Raw genomic sequence first — 16,115 nt, 5'->3', positions numbered from 1 at the left:
GAAACCGTCCTCACTTTATCCGCAGCCTGCCGATCCGCAGAATACGCTCATGTAACTCACTGTTAGCGCGCCGGACGGGGCCGCAGCGGCCAGACCTTCCCCGGATTGGGGTCGATCCTGTCGATGGCGCGTAGAATCGAAGCGATCAGTTCGGGGTGGATCTGCCGGAAGGCCAGATCTTCGGCTAGCCGCGCCCGCAGACCGGGAACCAGTTGGTTGACCTTGTCCAGATAGGCGCGGGCCTCGTCGCGGTGGCCCATCTCGGACAGCGCTGCCGCACTTGCCAGATGGAAATGACCGACAGCCGGAGCGTTGATCGCCAATGCCTCTCGCAGGGCCTCGGTCGGGCGATCATGGGCCAGATGGAACAGGAACAACCCCATGCGATATTGCCCGCTTTGCAGGGGATTGCGCAGATAGGCTTCCTCCAGCAAGGGCACGGCCTCGTCCCACTCCATCCGTTTGGCATGACGAAAACCAAGTTCGGCCATCAATTCGGGATCGTTGGGGTTCAGCGCGCGGGCCAGTTGCAAAGTCGAAAGCGCCACTTCGGGTTGGCCCAAAAACCACTCGGCAATAGCCCGTGCATGGTAGGCCTTGCTGGAACTCGGAGCCAGCCGGATCGCTTCGTGCGCCAGATCCAATGCTCGATTCAACGGAGCAGGGCCGGCCTGATAGCCGAAGCGTGCAGCGTTGCTGTACAAAAGCGACAAACAGGCATAGGCGGCAGCAAATCCCGGATCGGCGGCAATCGTCGCCTCAAGTTCAAGACGCAGAGGCTCGAAACGTTGCGGGTCCAATGTGCGCCAGTAATCCTGAAAATCCAGAAGCTTCTGATAACCCGCAAGATGTCGCGGAGCCGCACCACCGGAATCCCTTGCCTGACTGTCCAGAATGCCATCGCGCAGCGCGACCACGCGAACGATTTGGCCCGCGATCTCGGCGCAAAGGCTGACGATATGCTGGGGATCGCGATCAGGGCCAAGTCCACGATCAAAAGACTGGGTCCAGACATAACGGCCGTCCGTCGCGCGGCTCATCAGCAGATCGGCATGCAACTGGTCCTTGGACAAGGTCAGCGTTCCCGACAGGCGATAATCTATTTCAAGCGCCTGTGCCGCCCCCGCCAACTCGGCCGTGGCCGGTCCATAGACGAAAAGATCGGTGAAGCGCGTCAGCCCCGCGATCACCTGCCGCGTCAGCGTCCGGCCAATGGTGGGACAAAGGGCCAGATCCCCTTCTTGCTCGAACAGTTCGACCAGAATGCGTGGGCCGCGTTCAAGGGCTGGACCTTCCGTAGGCACCGGCATGGGCCGGTTCGCGGGCAAAGGCTTGCTTTCCATCGGGAAAAGCGAAAATTCGGGAACATAGGTTCCCTTCGGGATGGTGATCCGAGGTCCGACGCGCGCACCTTCCAGCAGATAGAAACGCTCGATGGCGCGGCGCAGGCGCGCAGCCTCGATGCGGACAATGGAATCCTGCAAGGGGTCAAAGTCGCTCGGGCGGCCAAAGACACTGGTCGCGATACTATAGGCCTTGATCCGCTCGCCCCGGCCAGCAAGAGTTTCCTCGACGACATGGCGCAGAAAGCGGCCGTTCCGCTCGGAGGTCTGGAAATTGGCGGATGCAAGAATACGCTCAAGCTCCGCACGGATTTCCGCCTCGGGGATCGTCCTCGACAACCCGTCAGACATTCCTATTTCCCTATAACGGCAAAGGCTCAAGCAACTGCGCAGCTTAGAAAGCGGTCTGTTACGGTAACGTACTCGTGACAGTCCGGATAATGCCGAAATATCGGGTAATTCCAAGTGATTTGACGGACTGCCTTCCGATTTTGCCACAGTCGAGGGTTTCATGCCATGCATGTGATCGAACATGTCATCAAGCGGCTTCCCGATCATGCTGATAGCATCCGCAGGCTATACCTGCACGACCGCCGATTTCAGGCAATTTGCAGGGATATGGCGCTGGCCGTGGAAACGCTGAAGCGTTTCGAGGCGCGTCCCGACGCGGTTTACCGTCCCGAGATCGATGAATATCGCCATCTTCTGCCCGAACTGGACAACGAACTGCGCGAATATCTTCTGGAACATCGCCACGACTACAAGGTCGATTGAGCATGGCCGATCACGGCAAGTCCCGTAGTTAACAGTAAGATACATAAGCCTGATCGCGCCGGTGTTTTCTCTGGCCATATGATTCCCCCGACGAAGGACACTCAGCGCGGCAGCGTTGGGCCGTTATTGTCTTGGAGGGGGAGCCATGGACAAGCAGACCGTCGAATCGCCGGATCGCCGCGGCGATCATTTCTTTGCATTTCCGGGCCAGCGCACGGATCGTTGGCGCGCATTGCATACCGCGACCCGTAACTGGGCGCGCGGCAGCACCGATCAGGCCACAGTTCGGGCGGCCTTGGACGAGCTATCCGGATATGAAGGCTTCTTTGCCTATCCGGGGCGCGAATTGCTGGCGACCCTGCGAGGCCGGATCGACGGCAACCAGTCAGGCGCTGCGGCGGGTTTGGCTCAGCGGATTTCGGAATCGATCCTGACACGATCCTACAAAGGCGACCTTGGCGACTGGCAATCCGCCGAGATCGTCGCCGAAGCCCCGCCCGATCTGAACACACCGACCATGGCACGTGGCGGCAGGCATCGTCCTTATTTCGAGATGATGGTGGTTGCCCCCGGTGCTGCCTCACGCGGGGAAAGCATCATCGCGCAAACCCGACGCCTGCGCCGCCCCGAGGACAGCTTCATCTACGAAACCGTTCCCGTCGCCAGTTTCGAGGAAGCGATCTGCGCCGCGATCCTGAACCCCGCGATTTTGGCGGTAACGATTTATGAAGGATTCGACCATCAGGCCGCCGCTGATTTGCCAGTCTTGCGCGATTTTCTGGCCACGGCTGGGTTGGACGCCGCCCATGTCGCGGGCGACGATCTGCCCTTGTCGCTGGCGGGTGCGCTGAAGCGGATCAGGCCGGAACTGGATCTTTATCTGCTCTCGGACCGCAATGTGGAACGGATCGCGGGCGATCCTCGCGCCGCTGGTCTGCGCCGCGTGCTTTACGCGGTCGAAGAACTGCTTGAGCTTCATCTTTGCGTCCTCGAAGGCATCGACGACCGCTTCCGCACGCCTTTTTTCGACAATCTCAAGAAATACGCGATGCGCCCGATCAGCACTTTTCATGCGCTGCCCATCGCGCGCGGCAAGTCGGTGTTCAAATCCGACTGGATCCGCGACATGGGCGAGTTCTATGGGCTGAACATCTTCCTTGCGGAATCCTCGGCCACGACCGGCGGTCTCGACAGCCTGCTTGAGCCGACCGGTAATATCAAAATGGCTCAGGAAATGGCCGCGCGGGCCTTTGGCGCGGATCACGTGTTCTTCGTGACGAACGGCACCAGCACCTCGAACAAGATGGTGCATCAGGCGCTGGTCGCGCCGGGCGATATCGTGCTTCTGGACCGCAACTGCCACAAGTCGCACCATTACGGGCTGGTGCTGGCGGGGGGACAGCCGCTTTACATCGACGCCTTCCCGATGACGGAATATTCGATGTATGGCGCGGTCCCGCTCTCCAGCATCAAGAAGGCGCTGCTGGACCTGAAGGCCGAGGGGCGACTTGACCGCGCCAAGATGGTCGACCTGACCAATTGCACCTTTGACGGCCATATCTACAACACCCGCCGCGTGATGGAGGAATGTCTCGCGATCAAGCCCGACCTGATCTTCCTTTGGGATGAGGCATGGTTCGGCTTTGCCCGCTGGTCGCCTTTCCTGCGGCCCCGCACCGCGATGGGTGCAGCCGAGGCGATCTCGGCTTGGATGAAGGACCCCGCCTCGGTCGATGCTTACGAGGCGCAGCAGAAGGAACTGGGCAAGAACCCATCCGCCGCCAAGCTGATGGAAACCCGACTTATCCCCGATCCGCGCCAGATCCGCATGCGGGTCTATCAGACGAACTCGACCCACAAGTCGATGTCGGCGCTGCGGCAGGGCTCGATGCTGCTGGTCCGCGACGTGGATTTCGCCAGCGTTGAGGCGCAGTTCCATGAGGCGGTCTTCACCCATGCCTCGACCAGCCCGAACCAGCAACTGATCGCCAGCTTAGATGTCGCCCGCCGCCAGATGGAGCTGGAGGGTTACGGGCTGGTGGCGAACGCCATCGAGATCGCGCTGGATATCCGCAAAGAGGTCAATGCCCATCCCGTCATCTCGAAATATTTCCGCGTCCTCAGCGCCAGCGAGATGATCCCTGCCGAATACCGCCAGACCGGCTTCAGCGACTTCCTGACCCCCGGCACCGATTGGGAGGATCAGGTCCGCTCGATGCATGAGGACGAGTTCTGCCTTGACCCGACCCGCATCACGTTGGTCTGCGGCACGGCGGGCTTCGACGGCACGCAGTTCAAGAAGATGATGGCGGATGATTACGACATCCAGTTCAACAAGACCTCGCGCAACTCTGTCCTGCTGCAATCCAACATCAACAATACCCGCAGCGATGTGGCGAACTTGATCCGGGTGCTTTTGGAGATCAGCAACAAGATCGAGCGCGATCTGGCCGCCAATGGCGAGAACGGCCGCGCGGCTTTCGCGGCCCGCGTCAAATCGCTGATGACCGACGTGCCGGACCTGCCGAATTTCAGCGAATTCCACGAGGCCTTCCGCTGGGACGCCGGCAAGAAGACCCCCGAGGGCGATATGCGCTCGGCCTTTTACAGCGCCTATTACGCCGAGGGCTGCGAATATCTGCCGCTCGATAGTCCAGATGTGGACAAGCGCCTGAAATCCGGCCCGGCGATGATCTCGGCCAATTTCGTGATCCCCTATCCGCCGGGCTTCCCGATCATGGTGCCCGGTCAGGTCATCAGCAAGGAAACCATCGACTTCATGCGCAAGCTCGACGTCAAGGAAATCCATGGGTTTGAGCGCGCCAAGGGTCTCAAGCTGATCCGTCCCGATCACGCAAAAGACCACATCCGCAAATAGGAAAGGGGGATAAGTCATGTTCGGCTATATTGCAGATACGCTTCGCGCCAATCCGCAGCTGGCGATCTTTCTGACGCTGGCGGTGGGCTATTGGGTGGGCGCGCGCAAATTCGGCAGCTTCAGCCTTGGCGCGGTGACCGGCACATTGCTGGCGGGCGTCATCATCGGCCAACTCGGGATCGAGATTTCGTCCCAAGTGAAGTCGATCTTCTTCATCATGTTCCTGTTCGCCGTGGGCTTCGGCGTCGGGCCGCAATTCGTTCGCGGCATCGCCACGGACGGGTTGCCGCAGGCGATCTTTGCGGTCGTCGTCTCGGTCCTCTGCCTTGCGGTGGTGTGGATCGCGGCCAAGGTCTCGGGCTATGGCGCGGGGCTCGCAGCGGGGCTGCTGGCCGGGGCGCAGACCATCTCGGCCTCGATGGGGCTGGCGACGGATGCGATCAACGGCGCGGGACTGCCGCCCGATCAGGCCAAGGCGGAACTGGATCTAATGCCGGTGGCCTATGCCATCACCTATCTTTTCGGGACCATCGGCACCGGCTGGATTCTGGCCTTTCTGGGGCCGAAAATGCTGGGCGTGAACATCGCCGAGGCCTGCGCCCGCTATGAGCGCGAGGTTCTGGCGGGCGGCTCCAAGGATGCGAGCCACCTGAGCGCATGGCGCGCCCGCGAGCTTCGCGCCTATCGCGTCCGCGAGGGCGGCGTCGCCGTCGGTAAGACCCCCGCCCAAGCCGAAGGACTTGGCGAGGGCGAGCGCATCTTTGTCGAGCGCATTCGCCGTGACGGAGAACTGGTCAGTCCCGGCCCCGATACGGTGCTGAAGGCGGGCGACGTGGTCGCCGTCTCGGGCAAGCGCGACGTGTTGGTCAACCTGTTTGGCGAGACCGAAGAGGTCGATGACCGCGAGCTTCTGGATATCCCGGTCGAGGCCGTCGATGTGCTGCTGACCAACAAAGCGCTGGACGGGCGCGAGCTGATCGACCTTGCGCGCGAGCCCTATACCCGCGGGGTCTACCTGAACTCGATCCGGCGCGGCTCGATGGCGGTGAATATCCCGGTCATGCCCAAGACCAAGCTCAATCGCGGAGATATCGTGCGCGTCGCGGGGTCCAGCGCCCATGTCGCGGAATTCGTGAAGAAAGTTGGCTTCGCCGATAGGCCGCAGACGGTCACGAATATGGTTCTGGTGGGCCTCTCGATCTTTATCGGCGGGCTGATCGGGGCCTATGTCCTGCCGGTGCGGGGGATTCCGATCACGCTCTCGACCTCGGGCGGCGCGCTGATCGTCGGGCTGATCGTCGGCTGGCTCAGGACCGTCAAGCCGCAGATCGGCAATATCCCACAGCCGACTCTGTGGTTCATGAACTCGGTGGGCCTCAACGTCTTTATCGCGATTGTCGGCATCACTTCGGGGCCGACCTTCGTCGCCGGGCTGAAACAGGCGGGCTTCGGCCTGTTCTTCTGGGGCCTGTTTGCGACCGCCGTCCCGATGCTGATCGCGCCCTATATCGGCAAATATATCTTCAAATTCGACGACGCGATCAATCTGGGCTGCTGCGGCGGGGCGCGGACCTCGACGGCTTCGGTCGCCATGGTCGGCGAGGTCGCCAAAAGCGACGTACCGATGCTGGGCTATACCGTCCCCTATGCCGTCAGCAACACGCTGCTGACGCTGTGGGGGCTGGTGATCGTGCTGCTGATCATCTGAGGGCTTGCCGCGGGGGGCAAAAATGGAAGCGATCCGATCCTACTTCGACGCCTCTCCGATCGCAGTTCTGTTCGTCTGCGTGGCGATCGGTTTTGCCCTTGGGCGCATCAAGATCGCGGGGATACCACTCGGTGGTATCCCCGGCACGCTGTTCGCCGCCATCGTCGTCGGCCAGATCGGAGTCGAGGTCGACAACAATATCAAGACCATGGCCTTTGCTCTGTTCATCTATTCGCTGGGCTATGTCAGCGGCCCCAGCTTCTTCCAAAGCCTTGGCCGCAGCACGCTGAACCTTGTGAATCTGTCGCTGGTCTCAAGCGCGCTGATCTATGCCACGATCTGGGGGCTGGCGCGGGTCTTCAGCCTCGACAAGGGCACGGCGGCTGGGTTGCTCGCGGGCGGGATCACCGAATCAGCCGCCGTCGGCACCGCCAGCGAGGCCTTGGGCAGCATGACCCTGCCGCCCGAGCAGATCAGCGCCATGCAGGCCAATATCGGTGTGGCCTATGCAATCACCTATCTGTTCGGCTTTACGCTGGTCGTCTTCTTCGTCAGCCTGATCGCGCCGAAACTGATGGGCATAGACCTGAAAGCCGAGGCCGCGAAATACACCGCAGAACTGGGCATCGGCGGGGACGATGATCTTGATCCGGGGCAGGAATCCGCCCTGCGCGGCATCGTCGCACGCGCCTATCAGGTCACCCGCCCCGAAGCCGAGATTGACGTTGCCAGCTTCGAGAAGAAGTTCAACGGCTTCGTCACCGTCCAGCGCATCATCCGTCGGGGCCGCGCGGTTGAACCCGCCAAGGACCGCAAACTGGCCTTGGGCGATCGGGTCGCGCTACTCGGGCGTCTGGACGAACTGCTCGAAGCCGAGACGTTTCTGGGCCTTGAGACCACCGACACGCGCGGCCTCGACCTGATCGGCGAGACCCGCACCGTCGTCCTGACCAACAAGGACTTCATCGGCGAGACGATCATGGCCGTGCGGGCCAAGATCGACCCGCAGCAGCGGCGTGGCACTCATGTCGTCAAGATCACCCGCGCGGGACAGAACCTTATTCCGCGCCCCAAGATGCGGCTGCAGGCGGGCGACGTGGTCAGCCTTTACGGCATGCCTGAGGCGCTGGACAACGCGGTCCCGAGCATCGGCTACGCGATCGATCAGGGCATCGCGGTCGATTACGTCTATCTGGGTCTTGGCATCATTGTCGGCATCCTGATCGGCATGATCACCGTGCCTATCGCAGGTTCTCCCGTCGCGCTGCATACCGGGGGCGGCTGCCTGCTCTCGGGCCTGCTCTTCGGCTGGCTGCGTTCGCGCCACCCCAAATTCGGAGGCCTGCCGCCCGCCACCGCCCTGCATCTGCGCGATTTCGGTTTGGCGATCTTCATCGCCTGCGTCGGGCTTGGCACCGGGCCGCAGGCGGTGACGCTGCTGAAGCAGCAGGGCATCCTGCTGCCGGTCCTTGCCATTATCGCGGTCACCGTGCCGATTGTGCTGTCGCTGCTCTACGCCCGCTATGTCCTGAGGATGAACCCAGCCGTGATCTGCGGCGCGCTGGCGGGCTGCTTCACCTGCACCGCCGGGCTGAACGCCGCCGTGCAGGCCGCCGAGAACGAGACCCCGGTCCTTGGCTATACAGTGCCTTATGCCATTTCGAATGTGACCCTGACGTTGATGGGCCCCATTCTGGTCCTGACCGTCTGACGAGGCGCGCATGTCCCAGCTTCTTGACAAAATCCGCTCGACCCCGCTGCTTTGGCTGGTGATTTTCGTCCCCATCGTACTGGTCGTGGAACTGGCCAAGCCCGAGGCCCACACGCTGCTCTTCCTGCTCTCGGTTCTGGCCATCGTGCCCTTGGCCGCGATGCTCAGCCTTGCCACGGAAGCGGTTGCCGAAAAGACCGGAGACGCGGCGGGCGGGCTGATCAATGCGACTTTGGGCAATCTGACTGAACTGGTGATCGCCCTGACCGCTTTGGCGGCGGGGCAATATGCGCTGGTCAAGGCATCCATCGCCGGGGCCATCGTGACGAACGCGCTCTTCATGCTGGGTGCGTCCTTCCTGCTGGGCGGGCTGCGCCACCATGTGCAGGATTTCAACCGCATCGGCGCGCGGTTTCAGGCGAGCCTGCTGTTCATCGCCACAGTCGCATTGCTGGTGCCATCAGCGGTGGCGACGGCGGATCATGTGGCCAATCCGGCCGCGATCCAGCGTCTCAGCCTGATGCTCGCGGTACTGCTGATCGCGGGCTATGTGCTGGGGCTGTATTTCTCGCTCGGCACCCATCGCGAGGCTTTCTCCAGCGCCGAGCATGAGGAACACGGCGAGGCCCTGCCCATCGGCATCGCGCTGGCCACGCTGGCCGCGGTCACGGTGCTGGTCGCGCTGGTCAGCCATATTTTCGTGGCCTCGGTCGAGGTCGCCGGCGCGGCGCTGGGACTAACACCTGCGTTTGTCGGCTTCATCGTCGTCTCTCTGGTCGGAGGGGCGGCGGAATTCGCCTCGGCCTTCTCGGCCGCGCGCAAGGACCGGCTGGATCTCAGCGTCAGCATCGCCCTTGGCAGCGCGGCGCAGATCGCGCTGTTTGTCGGGCCGCTGCTGGTGCTTCTGAGCTACGTGATCGGCCCCACCCCGATGGGGCTCGATTTCTGGCCCGGCGCCATCGTGATGATGCTGATCGCCGCGATCTCGGCGGCGATGCTGACCAATGGCGGCCATTCGACATGGTTTCTGGGCGTTCTGGTGCTGATGGTCTATGCGATCTTTGGCCTGACGCTTTACGTCCTGCCCCCCGCGCAATGACAACGCGACTTCTGGACCCGATCTCGCGCGCGAGCGAGATCCTGTTCGGCCTGATCATGGTCCTGACCTTTACCGCCTCGTTGAACGTTGCCGAGGCCGGGCGCGAGGATGTCCGGCTGATGCTGATCGGCGCGCTTGGCTGCAATCTGGCTTGGGGGCTGATCGACGCGGCCATGTATCTGCTGTCGACCCGCGCCGAAAAGGCGCTGGCGCTGCACAGCTTCGAGGCCGTGCGCGCCGCCCCCACCCCGGCCGATGCGCGGCACCGGATCACCGCCGCCCTGCCGCCCTTTGCCGCCGAGGCTCTGGGTGAGGCCGATCTGGAACGCATCCGCCAGCATCTGCTGGGCCTGCCCGCCCCGAGCCGCCAGACGCGTCCTAGTCCCGCAGATCTTCTTGCTGCGGCCCTGGTCTTTGCCATGGTCTTTGCCGCGACATTGCCGGTCGTCCTTCCCTTTCTGTTGGTCGAGGACGCCCGCCACGCGCTTTACTGGTCGCATGGCATAGCCGTCGCGTCGCTGTTCATCGCCGGAAGCACACTTGGGCGGCATTGGGGTCAGGCATGGCGCGTCGGACTTGCCATGGTGGTACTTGGACTTATCCTCGTCGGCATCGCCATCGCACTAGGAGGCTGAGGTTGCGCATCGTCAACGCCTATGCCGCGCTTTTCTTTGCCGTCCTGACTGCTTTTCGGACGCCCCGCGTGCAAGCGCTGATGGTGGTTTGCCTGCTGATCGCGCTGGTGCAATCGGCGCTGTTCATGCTGATCGAGCATTGGCGCTTTCTGGATGCGTTCTATTTCTCGGTCGTCAGCATGGCGACGGTGGGATATGGCGACCTGACACCCGAGACCCCGCTTGGCAAGATCTGCGCCATCGGCTTTCTGGTGGTCGGGATCGGGGTGTTTGTCCTGACCGTGACCTCTTTTGCGCAAGCAATCCTGCGCGAATTGGCCCTGAGCGAGGACAACGACGACGATCCCGATATCGGGCATCGATGGGACAAGTGACGCCCTGTTTGCCAGGCTGCCCCACGTGCGTATCACCCCACCGCAGGTTTGATCCGCCATGGCAAGAAACCGCTATGAATTGCGAATTTTCGCCGGAATATGATATATTTACGCTGTGCTATTTTGCCAGAATCGACTGATCCAGCTTCCAGTTAACTGTTTTGCAAGCCCGCAGACGAGGCGTCCGCAAATGCCAGACGTTCCCGCGAATACACCGCCAGAAGGCCGCGACACCAACCGACCGCAGGAATGGTTCCGGCTGTTTCCCAGCCTGCGAGGATATCGTGGTGCCTGGCTGACCTCGGATATCTCGGCGGGACTTGCCATCGCTGCCGTAGGCATTCCCAGCGCCATCGCCTATCCGGCAATCGCAGGACTTCCGCCCGAGACAGGCATATACGCAAGCATCGGGTCCGTGATCGGCTACGCCCTGCTCGGTCCGTCGCGTCGGCTCATCGTCGGGCCGGACGCTGCCACTATGGCGGTCATGGCGGGTGTTCTGGCCACGGTACTGCAACAAAGTCCGGCGCTGTCTCAGGCAGGTCTGGTCGGCGCGGCAGCACTTTTGTCAATCGGTGTCGGCCTGATCTGTTTCGCTGCCAGTGCCTTGAAGCTTGGTAATATTGCCAGCCTGTTATCGCGCCCGATCCTTGCAGGCTTTTTCATCGGAGTCGCGATTTCGATCATCATCGGTCAAATCGGCCGTATCACCGGGCTCAAGATCGAATCCGATGGCCTGATCGCACCGCTGGCCGAATTGATGGATAAGGCGGATGACATCCACTGGCCGTCGCTATTGCTGGCCCTGATGATGTTCGCAATCCTTCAGATCGTCCGGTTTCGGCCTGTGGGCATACCCGGCCCTGTCATCGTCGTCGTGTTGGCCGGTCTGCTGTCCATCATGTTCGATTTCGAGGCCAATGGGATCAGGATAGTTGGCAACTTGCCGACCGGCTTGCCCTCGATCGGGTTTCCGGTCCTTGCCGGATTGCCCTTTGCCGAATTGCTCATGGGTGCAGCCGCGATCTTTGTCGTCAGCTTCGGCGCTGGCATCATCACCGCGCGCAGCTTTGCCGCGCGCACCGGAGAGGATGTCGATCCGAATGCCGAGTTGCGCGGCTTCGGCACGGCAAATATCGTCTCGGGGCTGCTGGGCGGATTTGCGGTGACGTCCTCGGACTCGCGGACGGCGGTGAACCTGTCGGTCGGTGGCAAAACCCAAATTGCCGGTCTGGCGGCGGCGATCGTATTGGCGATCGCCGTGGCATTCTTCGCCAAGTATCTACGGATATTGCCGATCCCTGCGCTTGGGGCAATCCTGATCGCGGCGGCCCTGAGCGTGATCGACCTTGATGGGCTGCGACAGATCTGGCGTATCAGTCGCGTCGAATTTGTCTTTGCTCTGATCGCCATGGCTGGCGCGATAAGCTTCGGCGTGTTGCAAGGCGTCGTGGTCGCGATCATCGCGACCTTTGTTTACGTCATCCTCAAGGAAACGCAGCCAAGGGTTGTTCTGCTTGGCCAAATTCCCGGTAGCCAAGGCTTCTACAAGCTGCATCGCTCGGCAAAGGCGCAGCCGATACCGGGGCTGATGATCTGCTTTGTCCAAGGCAACATGCTGTTTTTCAACGCGGATCACATCGCAGACCGCTTGCATGAAATCATCGCCGCGCGCGCCGCAGATACGCGATGGCTGGTGATCGACGCCTCGGCGATCACACAGATCGACAGCACGGCCATTGCCATGCTCGAAGACCTGCACCGCGATATTGAACGAATGGGTATCCGGATGGCGCTAAGCGAGGTGCAATCAAGCGTCGCAGCCCTGATGCAGCGCAGCGGGCTAAGCGATGCCATTGGCCGGACGATGATCTTCGAGGATCTGGACGATGCGCTACGCGCTTTTGAAGCCGCTCCGCAGGGGTAAAAACCAACGAGGAAATCATGGGCAAGAAGCACAAGGACATACCGGCCGACATGCCACAGACAGGCCAAGTCGCGAAACTCGATCGCAAGACCTATGAGAAAGAGATCGCCCGCCTTCAGGTCGAACTTGCCCATCTACAGGCCTGGGTCAAGCAGAGCGGGGCCCGCATCGTCGTGATTTTCGAGGGCCGCGATGCTGCCGGAAAAGGTGGACTGATCAAACGCATTACCGAAAAGGTCAGCCCGCGGGTCTTTCGCGTCGTCGCACTGCCGGCCCCGAGTGACCGCGAGAAATCGCAGATCTTCATGCAGCGCTATATCAGCCAGCTTCCCGCAGCGGGCGAGATCGTGATCTTTGACCGGAGCTGGTACAACCGTCCCGGTGTCGAACGTGTCATGGGTTTCACATCCGAGGCCAAGGTTCATCGCTTTCTGGAAGGTCTGCCGCAACTTGAATCATGGCTGGTCGGCTCGGGGGTGATCTTGCTGAAATACTTCCTCAATGTCTCGGAAGAAGAACAGGAGCGCCGCTTCCGCCAGCGTGTCGAAGATCCGGTGCGGCAATGGAAGCTTAGTCCGATGGATGTCGAATCCTATCGGCGTTGGTGGGACTATACCGCAGCTTACGCCGAGATGATCCGGATGACGGACACAGACGAAGCGCCCTGGTGGATGATCGATTCCAGCGACAAGAAGCGCGCAAGGATCAATGCTATCACCCATCTTCTTTCCGCTATCCCTTACGAGAAGGTCGCATTTAAGAAGCCGGAATTCGGCAAGCGCCAAAAGCGACCCAAAGGTTTCGACAAGGACATCCCGTTTCGCAATGTGGTGCCTTCGGTCATCTGACGCCCCGGTTGCAACTCCCTACCCAAAACGTCCGGAAGCAGGCACCGATTTTCACATCGCGAACGGGTACGCCCCGCCACGTCCGTCACCATCTGGCGAGATGACGGACTGGCAAAGGTCCACCCTTTGGATTGTCAGCGGCGCTTGACGCCCGGCAACGCGCAAAGCATCTCGAACAGGAAGTTAGCAGCGATCACAGCGGTGTTTCCTGCCGGATCATAGGGCGGGGAAACCTCGACCAGATCGCAACCGACAAGGTTCAGGCCGAAGCAGCCGCGAATGATCTCCAGCCCCTGAATCGTGGTCAATCCACCGACCTCGACCGTGCCGGTGCCGGGCGCGAAGGCCGGATCAAGGCTGTCGATATCGTAGCTGAGATAAACCGGCGCATCACCGATCTGCTCGCGGATCTTGGCCATCAGCGGGGTCAGGCTTTTATGCCAGCATTCCTCGGCAGGAACCACGGTCCAGCCCTTTTCGCGGCCCCAGTCAAAGTCTTCGGCGGTATAGCCCGAGCCACGCAGACCGATCTGGAACACCTTATCATTGATAAGGCAGTCATCCTCCCAGGCGCGGCGGAACGGGCATCCATGCGCCTCACGCTCGCCGAACATGTGCTCGTTGGTGTCGGAATGCGCGTCGACGTGGATCAGGGCAACGGGACCGTGCTTTTCGCGGATGGCGCGCAGGATCGGCCAAGTCAAAGTGTGATCGCCGCCCAGTGTCAACGGGATGACATCGTGACTTAGCACGTCGCGGTAATGGTTGGTGATGATCTCGACGGATTTCTTCAGATCAAAGGTATTGATCGGAACGTCTCCGATATCGGCCACCTGCAGACTGTCGAACGGGGCTGCTCCGGTCGCCATGTTGTAGGGCCGGATCATCCGGCTTTCATCGCGGATCTGGCGCGGCCCGAGGCGCGTGCCCGGGCGGTTCGAAGCCCCGATATCCATCGGAATGCCGATGAACGCGGCGTCCAATCCCTTGGCCGTTTCCTGCGTCGGCAAGCGCATCATCGTGGCCGGACCGCCAAAGCGCGGCATCGTATTGCCGCCAAGCGGTTGGTTGAAGCCGTTGGACATCGGGTTTTCTCCTGAGTTCGAAGTATTTTACAAGCAATCTAGCCGAGGCCGTCACTTCGATAAAATAACGCCATAACGAACCAAACTTCGACTTATCCATATGTGAAATCACCGGATAACCTTCGGTATCACTTCGGGCAATACCGAAGTATAGCCCGTTTAATTATGATGTTTTCCGCCGCAATGACGGGCCATCACCCCGTCAGGATTGCAAGGAACCGATAAATGACAAAGATTGCCACCAGTTTCGATCAGATGCTTCTTGCGCGGGAAAAATGCGTGTTCATCGACGGCGTCTGGATCGCAGGTCAAGGCGATGACATCCAATCGGTCGATCCGTCCACCGGAACGCGGATTGCCTTGCTGCGTGCCGCGCGCGCCGAAGACGTCAGTCTGGCAGCCGAAGCGGCGACCCGCGCATTCCTCTCGTGGCGCCGCGTCCCCGCTTCGCAACGTGCCGTTTACCTGCGCGCTTTCGCCCAGGGGCTTCGCGACCGCAAGGACACTCTGGTCGCGCTGCAAATGCTGAACAATGGCAAGCCCCGCATTGAAGCGGAAATCGACGTCGATGATGCCTCGGCGACCTTTGACTATTATGCGGAACTCGCGGCGTCCTTCGACGCCCGTCAGGATGGTGCGGTCGAACTGCCCGACCCCACCCTGCGCGGCCGCGCCCGTCATGAGCCTGTCGGTCCGGTCGCACTGATCGTGCCGTGGAACTTCCCGATGGTCACGACTGCCTGGAAACTGGCCCCCGCGCTTGCGGTCGGCTGCACGGCGGTCCTGAAACCGTCGGAATTCACCACACCGGTCGAACTGGTCTATGGCGACATCGCGCAAGAAATCGGGTTACCCGCTGGCGCGCTGAACATACTGCCCGGAGCGGGCGCGGTCGGCGGGGCGATGACCGCCGAGCCGCGTTTCCGCAAGATCAGTTTCACCGGCTCGAACACGACCGGACGGCGGGTGATGGCGGCGGCAGCGGAACGCTCGGTTCCGGTGTCGCTTGAACTTGGCGGGAAATCCCCGATCGTGGTGATGGAGGATGCCGACATCGCGCAAGCGATTGAAATTGCTTCGCTGGGGATTTTCTTCAATGCCGGTCAGATGTGCTCGGCCACGTCACGGATGATCGTGTCGGACCGGATCGCGGATGATGTCATCGCGGGTCTGCGCCGGCATGTCTCGAAGATGGTCGTCGCAGGCCCCGACAACCCAGCCGCCGAAATGGGTCCGCTGACCACCAAAGCCCAACGCGACAAGGTTCTGGAATATCTGCTGCGTGCGCGCCATGACGGGCTGGATTGCATCGCGGGCGGCGCCTCGACCGGGCCGCAGGCAGGCTATTTTGTCGAACCGACCATCTATGTCGACGTGCCCACAGAGCACGCGATCTGGCGAGAAGAGATCTTTGGTCCCGTTCTGGCCATCCGTCGCGCGTCGTCCGACGACGAGGCGCTCGAACTTGCCAATGACAGCGAGTTCGGCCTTGCCGCGACCGTCGTCGGACGCGCTGGTGCCGAAGACATCGCGAACCGCATCGACGCTGGACATATCTGGATCAACTCGCCCCAGATCATTTTCCCGAACACCGCTTGGGGCGGCTTCAAGTCAAGCGGCATCGGTCGTGAACTGGGTCCGTGGGGACTGGCGGCCTATTCCGGCGTCAAGCATGTGACATCGCGCGTTATCACCTGATCAGGGCAGTTGCGGACTTGCGCAAGACGACGACA

At 61.4% G+C, this 16,115-nt stretch carries 12 protein-coding genes; 10 read left to right on the top strand and 2 right to left on the bottom strand.

Annotated features, from left to right (window positions below):
- Positions 1-62: 62 nt before the first annotated feature.
- Positions 63-1,694, bottom strand: a complete 1,632-nt coding sequence (locus GL286_RS04650) for a hypothetical protein (RefSeq protein ID WP_155094339.1) — start codon at positions 1,692-1,694, stop codon at positions 63-65.
- Positions 1,695-1,859: 165 nt separating this feature from the next.
- On the opposite strand from GL286_RS04650, the gene GL286_RS04645 reads away from it, so the two are divergent.
- The 9 genes from GL286_RS04645 (at position 1,860) to ppk2 (ending at position 13,297) form a co-directional block, all read left to right on the top strand.
- Positions 1,860-2,117 carry a hypothetical protein gene (locus GL286_RS04645; protein WP_155094338.1) on the top strand — a complete coding sequence of 86 codons (258 nt, stop codon included), beginning with the start codon at positions 1,860-1,862 and terminating at the stop codon, positions 2,115-2,117.
- A gap of 145 nt (positions 2,118-2,262) precedes the next feature.
- Positions 2,263-4,995 (top strand): decarboxylase, encoded by a 2,733-nt coding sequence (locus GL286_RS04640; protein WP_155094337.1) that lies wholly within the window; start codon positions 2,263-2,265, stop codon positions 4,993-4,995.
- 16 nt (positions 4,996-5,011) lie between these two features.
- Positions 5,012-6,703 (top strand): aspartate-alanine antiporter, encoded by a 1,692-nt coding sequence (gene aspT, locus GL286_RS04635; RefSeq protein ID WP_155094336.1) that lies wholly within the window; start codon positions 5,012-5,014, stop codon positions 6,701-6,703.
- A 22-nt stretch (positions 6,704-6,725) separates the two neighbouring features.
- Positions 6,726-8,414 carry an aspartate-alanine antiporter gene (gene aspT / locus GL286_RS04630; protein WP_155094335.1) on the top strand — a complete coding sequence of 563 codons (1,689 nt, stop codon included), beginning with the start codon at positions 6,726-6,728 and terminating at the stop codon, positions 8,412-8,414.
- Between the two features lie 10 nt (positions 8,415-8,424).
- Entirely contained in the window at positions 8,425-9,513 is a 1,089-nt protein-coding gene (gene cax / locus GL286_RS04625) for a calcium/proton exchanger (RefSeq protein WP_155094334.1), read from the top strand.
- Positions 9,510-10,148 carry a VIT1/CCC1 transporter family protein gene (locus GL286_RS04620; protein WP_155094333.1) on the top strand — a complete coding sequence of 213 codons (639 nt, stop codon included), beginning with the start codon at positions 9,510-9,512 and terminating at the stop codon, positions 10,146-10,148. The genes cax and GL286_RS04620 overlap by 4 nt, the downstream gene beginning before the upstream one ends.
- Before the next feature lie 2 nt (positions 10,149-10,150).
- Positions 10,151-10,522, top strand: coding sequence for a potassium channel family protein (locus GL286_RS04615; protein WP_211596183.1), 372 nt, complete (start codon positions 10,151-10,153; stop codon positions 10,520-10,522).
- A gap of 190 nt (positions 10,523-10,712) precedes the next feature.
- The gene (locus GL286_RS04610) at positions 10,713-12,449 is read left to right on the top strand and encodes a SulP family inorganic anion transporter (RefSeq protein ID WP_155094331.1); all 1,737 of its coding nucleotides are present in this window, start codon (positions 10,713-10,715) and stop codon (positions 12,447-12,449) included.
- Between the two features lie 17 nt (positions 12,450-12,466).
- Positions 12,467-13,297 carry a polyphosphate kinase 2 gene (gene ppk2, locus GL286_RS04605; RefSeq protein ID WP_155094330.1) on the top strand — a complete coding sequence of 277 codons (831 nt, stop codon included), beginning with the start codon at positions 12,467-12,469 and terminating at the stop codon, positions 13,295-13,297.
- 134 nt (positions 13,298-13,431) lie between these two features.
- Here ppk2 and speB read toward each other — a convergent pair whose 3' ends face one another.
- Positions 13,432-14,382, bottom strand: a complete 951-nt coding sequence (gene speB / locus GL286_RS04600; protein ID WP_155094329.1) for an agmatinase — start codon at positions 14,380-14,382, stop codon at positions 13,432-13,434.
- A gap of 225 nt (positions 14,383-14,607) precedes the next feature.
- On the opposite strand from speB, the gene GL286_RS04595 reads away from it, so the two are divergent.
- Complete coding sequence (locus GL286_RS04595; protein WP_211596181.1) at positions 14,608-16,080, top strand: aldehyde dehydrogenase family protein; 1,473 nt, start codon at positions 14,608-14,610, stop codon at positions 16,078-16,080.
- Positions 16,081-16,115: the final 35 nt, after the last annotated feature.

Origin of the sequence: Paracoccus aestuariivivens, assembly GCF_009711225.1 — a bacterium.
Classification (GTDB): domain Bacteria; phylum Pseudomonadota; class Alphaproteobacteria; order Rhodobacterales; family Rhodobacteraceae; genus Paracoccus; species Paracoccus aestuariivivens.
Note: the sequence above shows the minus strand (reverse complement) of the source record. Positions and strands in the feature narration are given on the sequence as shown.

Coding starts and splice junctions, on each gene's coding strand:
- GL286_RS04650 (WP_155094339.1), bottom strand. CDS start 1,694: ATGTCTGACGGGTTGTCGAGGACGATCCCCGAGGCGGAAATCCGTGCG.
- GL286_RS04645 (WP_155094338.1), top strand. CDS start 1,860: ATGCATGTGATCGAACATGTCATCAAGCGGCTTCCCGATCATGCTGAT.
- GL286_RS04640 (WP_155094337.1), top strand. CDS start 2,263: ATGGACAAGCAGACCGTCGAATCGCCGGATCGCCGCGGCGATCATTTC.
- aspT (WP_155094336.1), top strand. CDS start 5,012: ATGTTCGGCTATATTGCAGATACGCTTCGCGCCAATCCGCAGCTGGCG.
- aspT (WP_155094335.1), top strand. CDS start 6,726: ATGGAAGCGATCCGATCCTACTTCGACGCCTCTCCGATCGCAGTTCTG.
- cax (WP_155094334.1), top strand. CDS start 8,425: ATGTCCCAGCTTCTTGACAAAATCCGCTCGACCCCGCTGCTTTGGCTG.
- GL286_RS04620 (WP_155094333.1), top strand. CDS start 9,510: ATGACAACGCGACTTCTGGACCCGATCTCGCGCGCGAGCGAGATCCTG.
- GL286_RS04610 (WP_155094331.1), top strand. CDS start 10,713: ATGCCAGACGTTCCCGCGAATACACCGCCAGAAGGCCGCGACACCAAC.
- ppk2 (WP_155094330.1), top strand. CDS start 12,467: ATGGGCAAGAAGCACAAGGACATACCGGCCGACATGCCACAGACAGGC.
- speB (WP_155094329.1), bottom strand. CDS start 14,382: ATGTCCAACGGCTTCAACCAACCGCTTGGCGGCAATACGATGCCGCGC.
- GL286_RS04595 (WP_211596181.1), top strand. CDS start 14,608: ATGACAAAGATTGCCACCAGTTTCGATCAGATGCTTCTTGCGCGGGAA.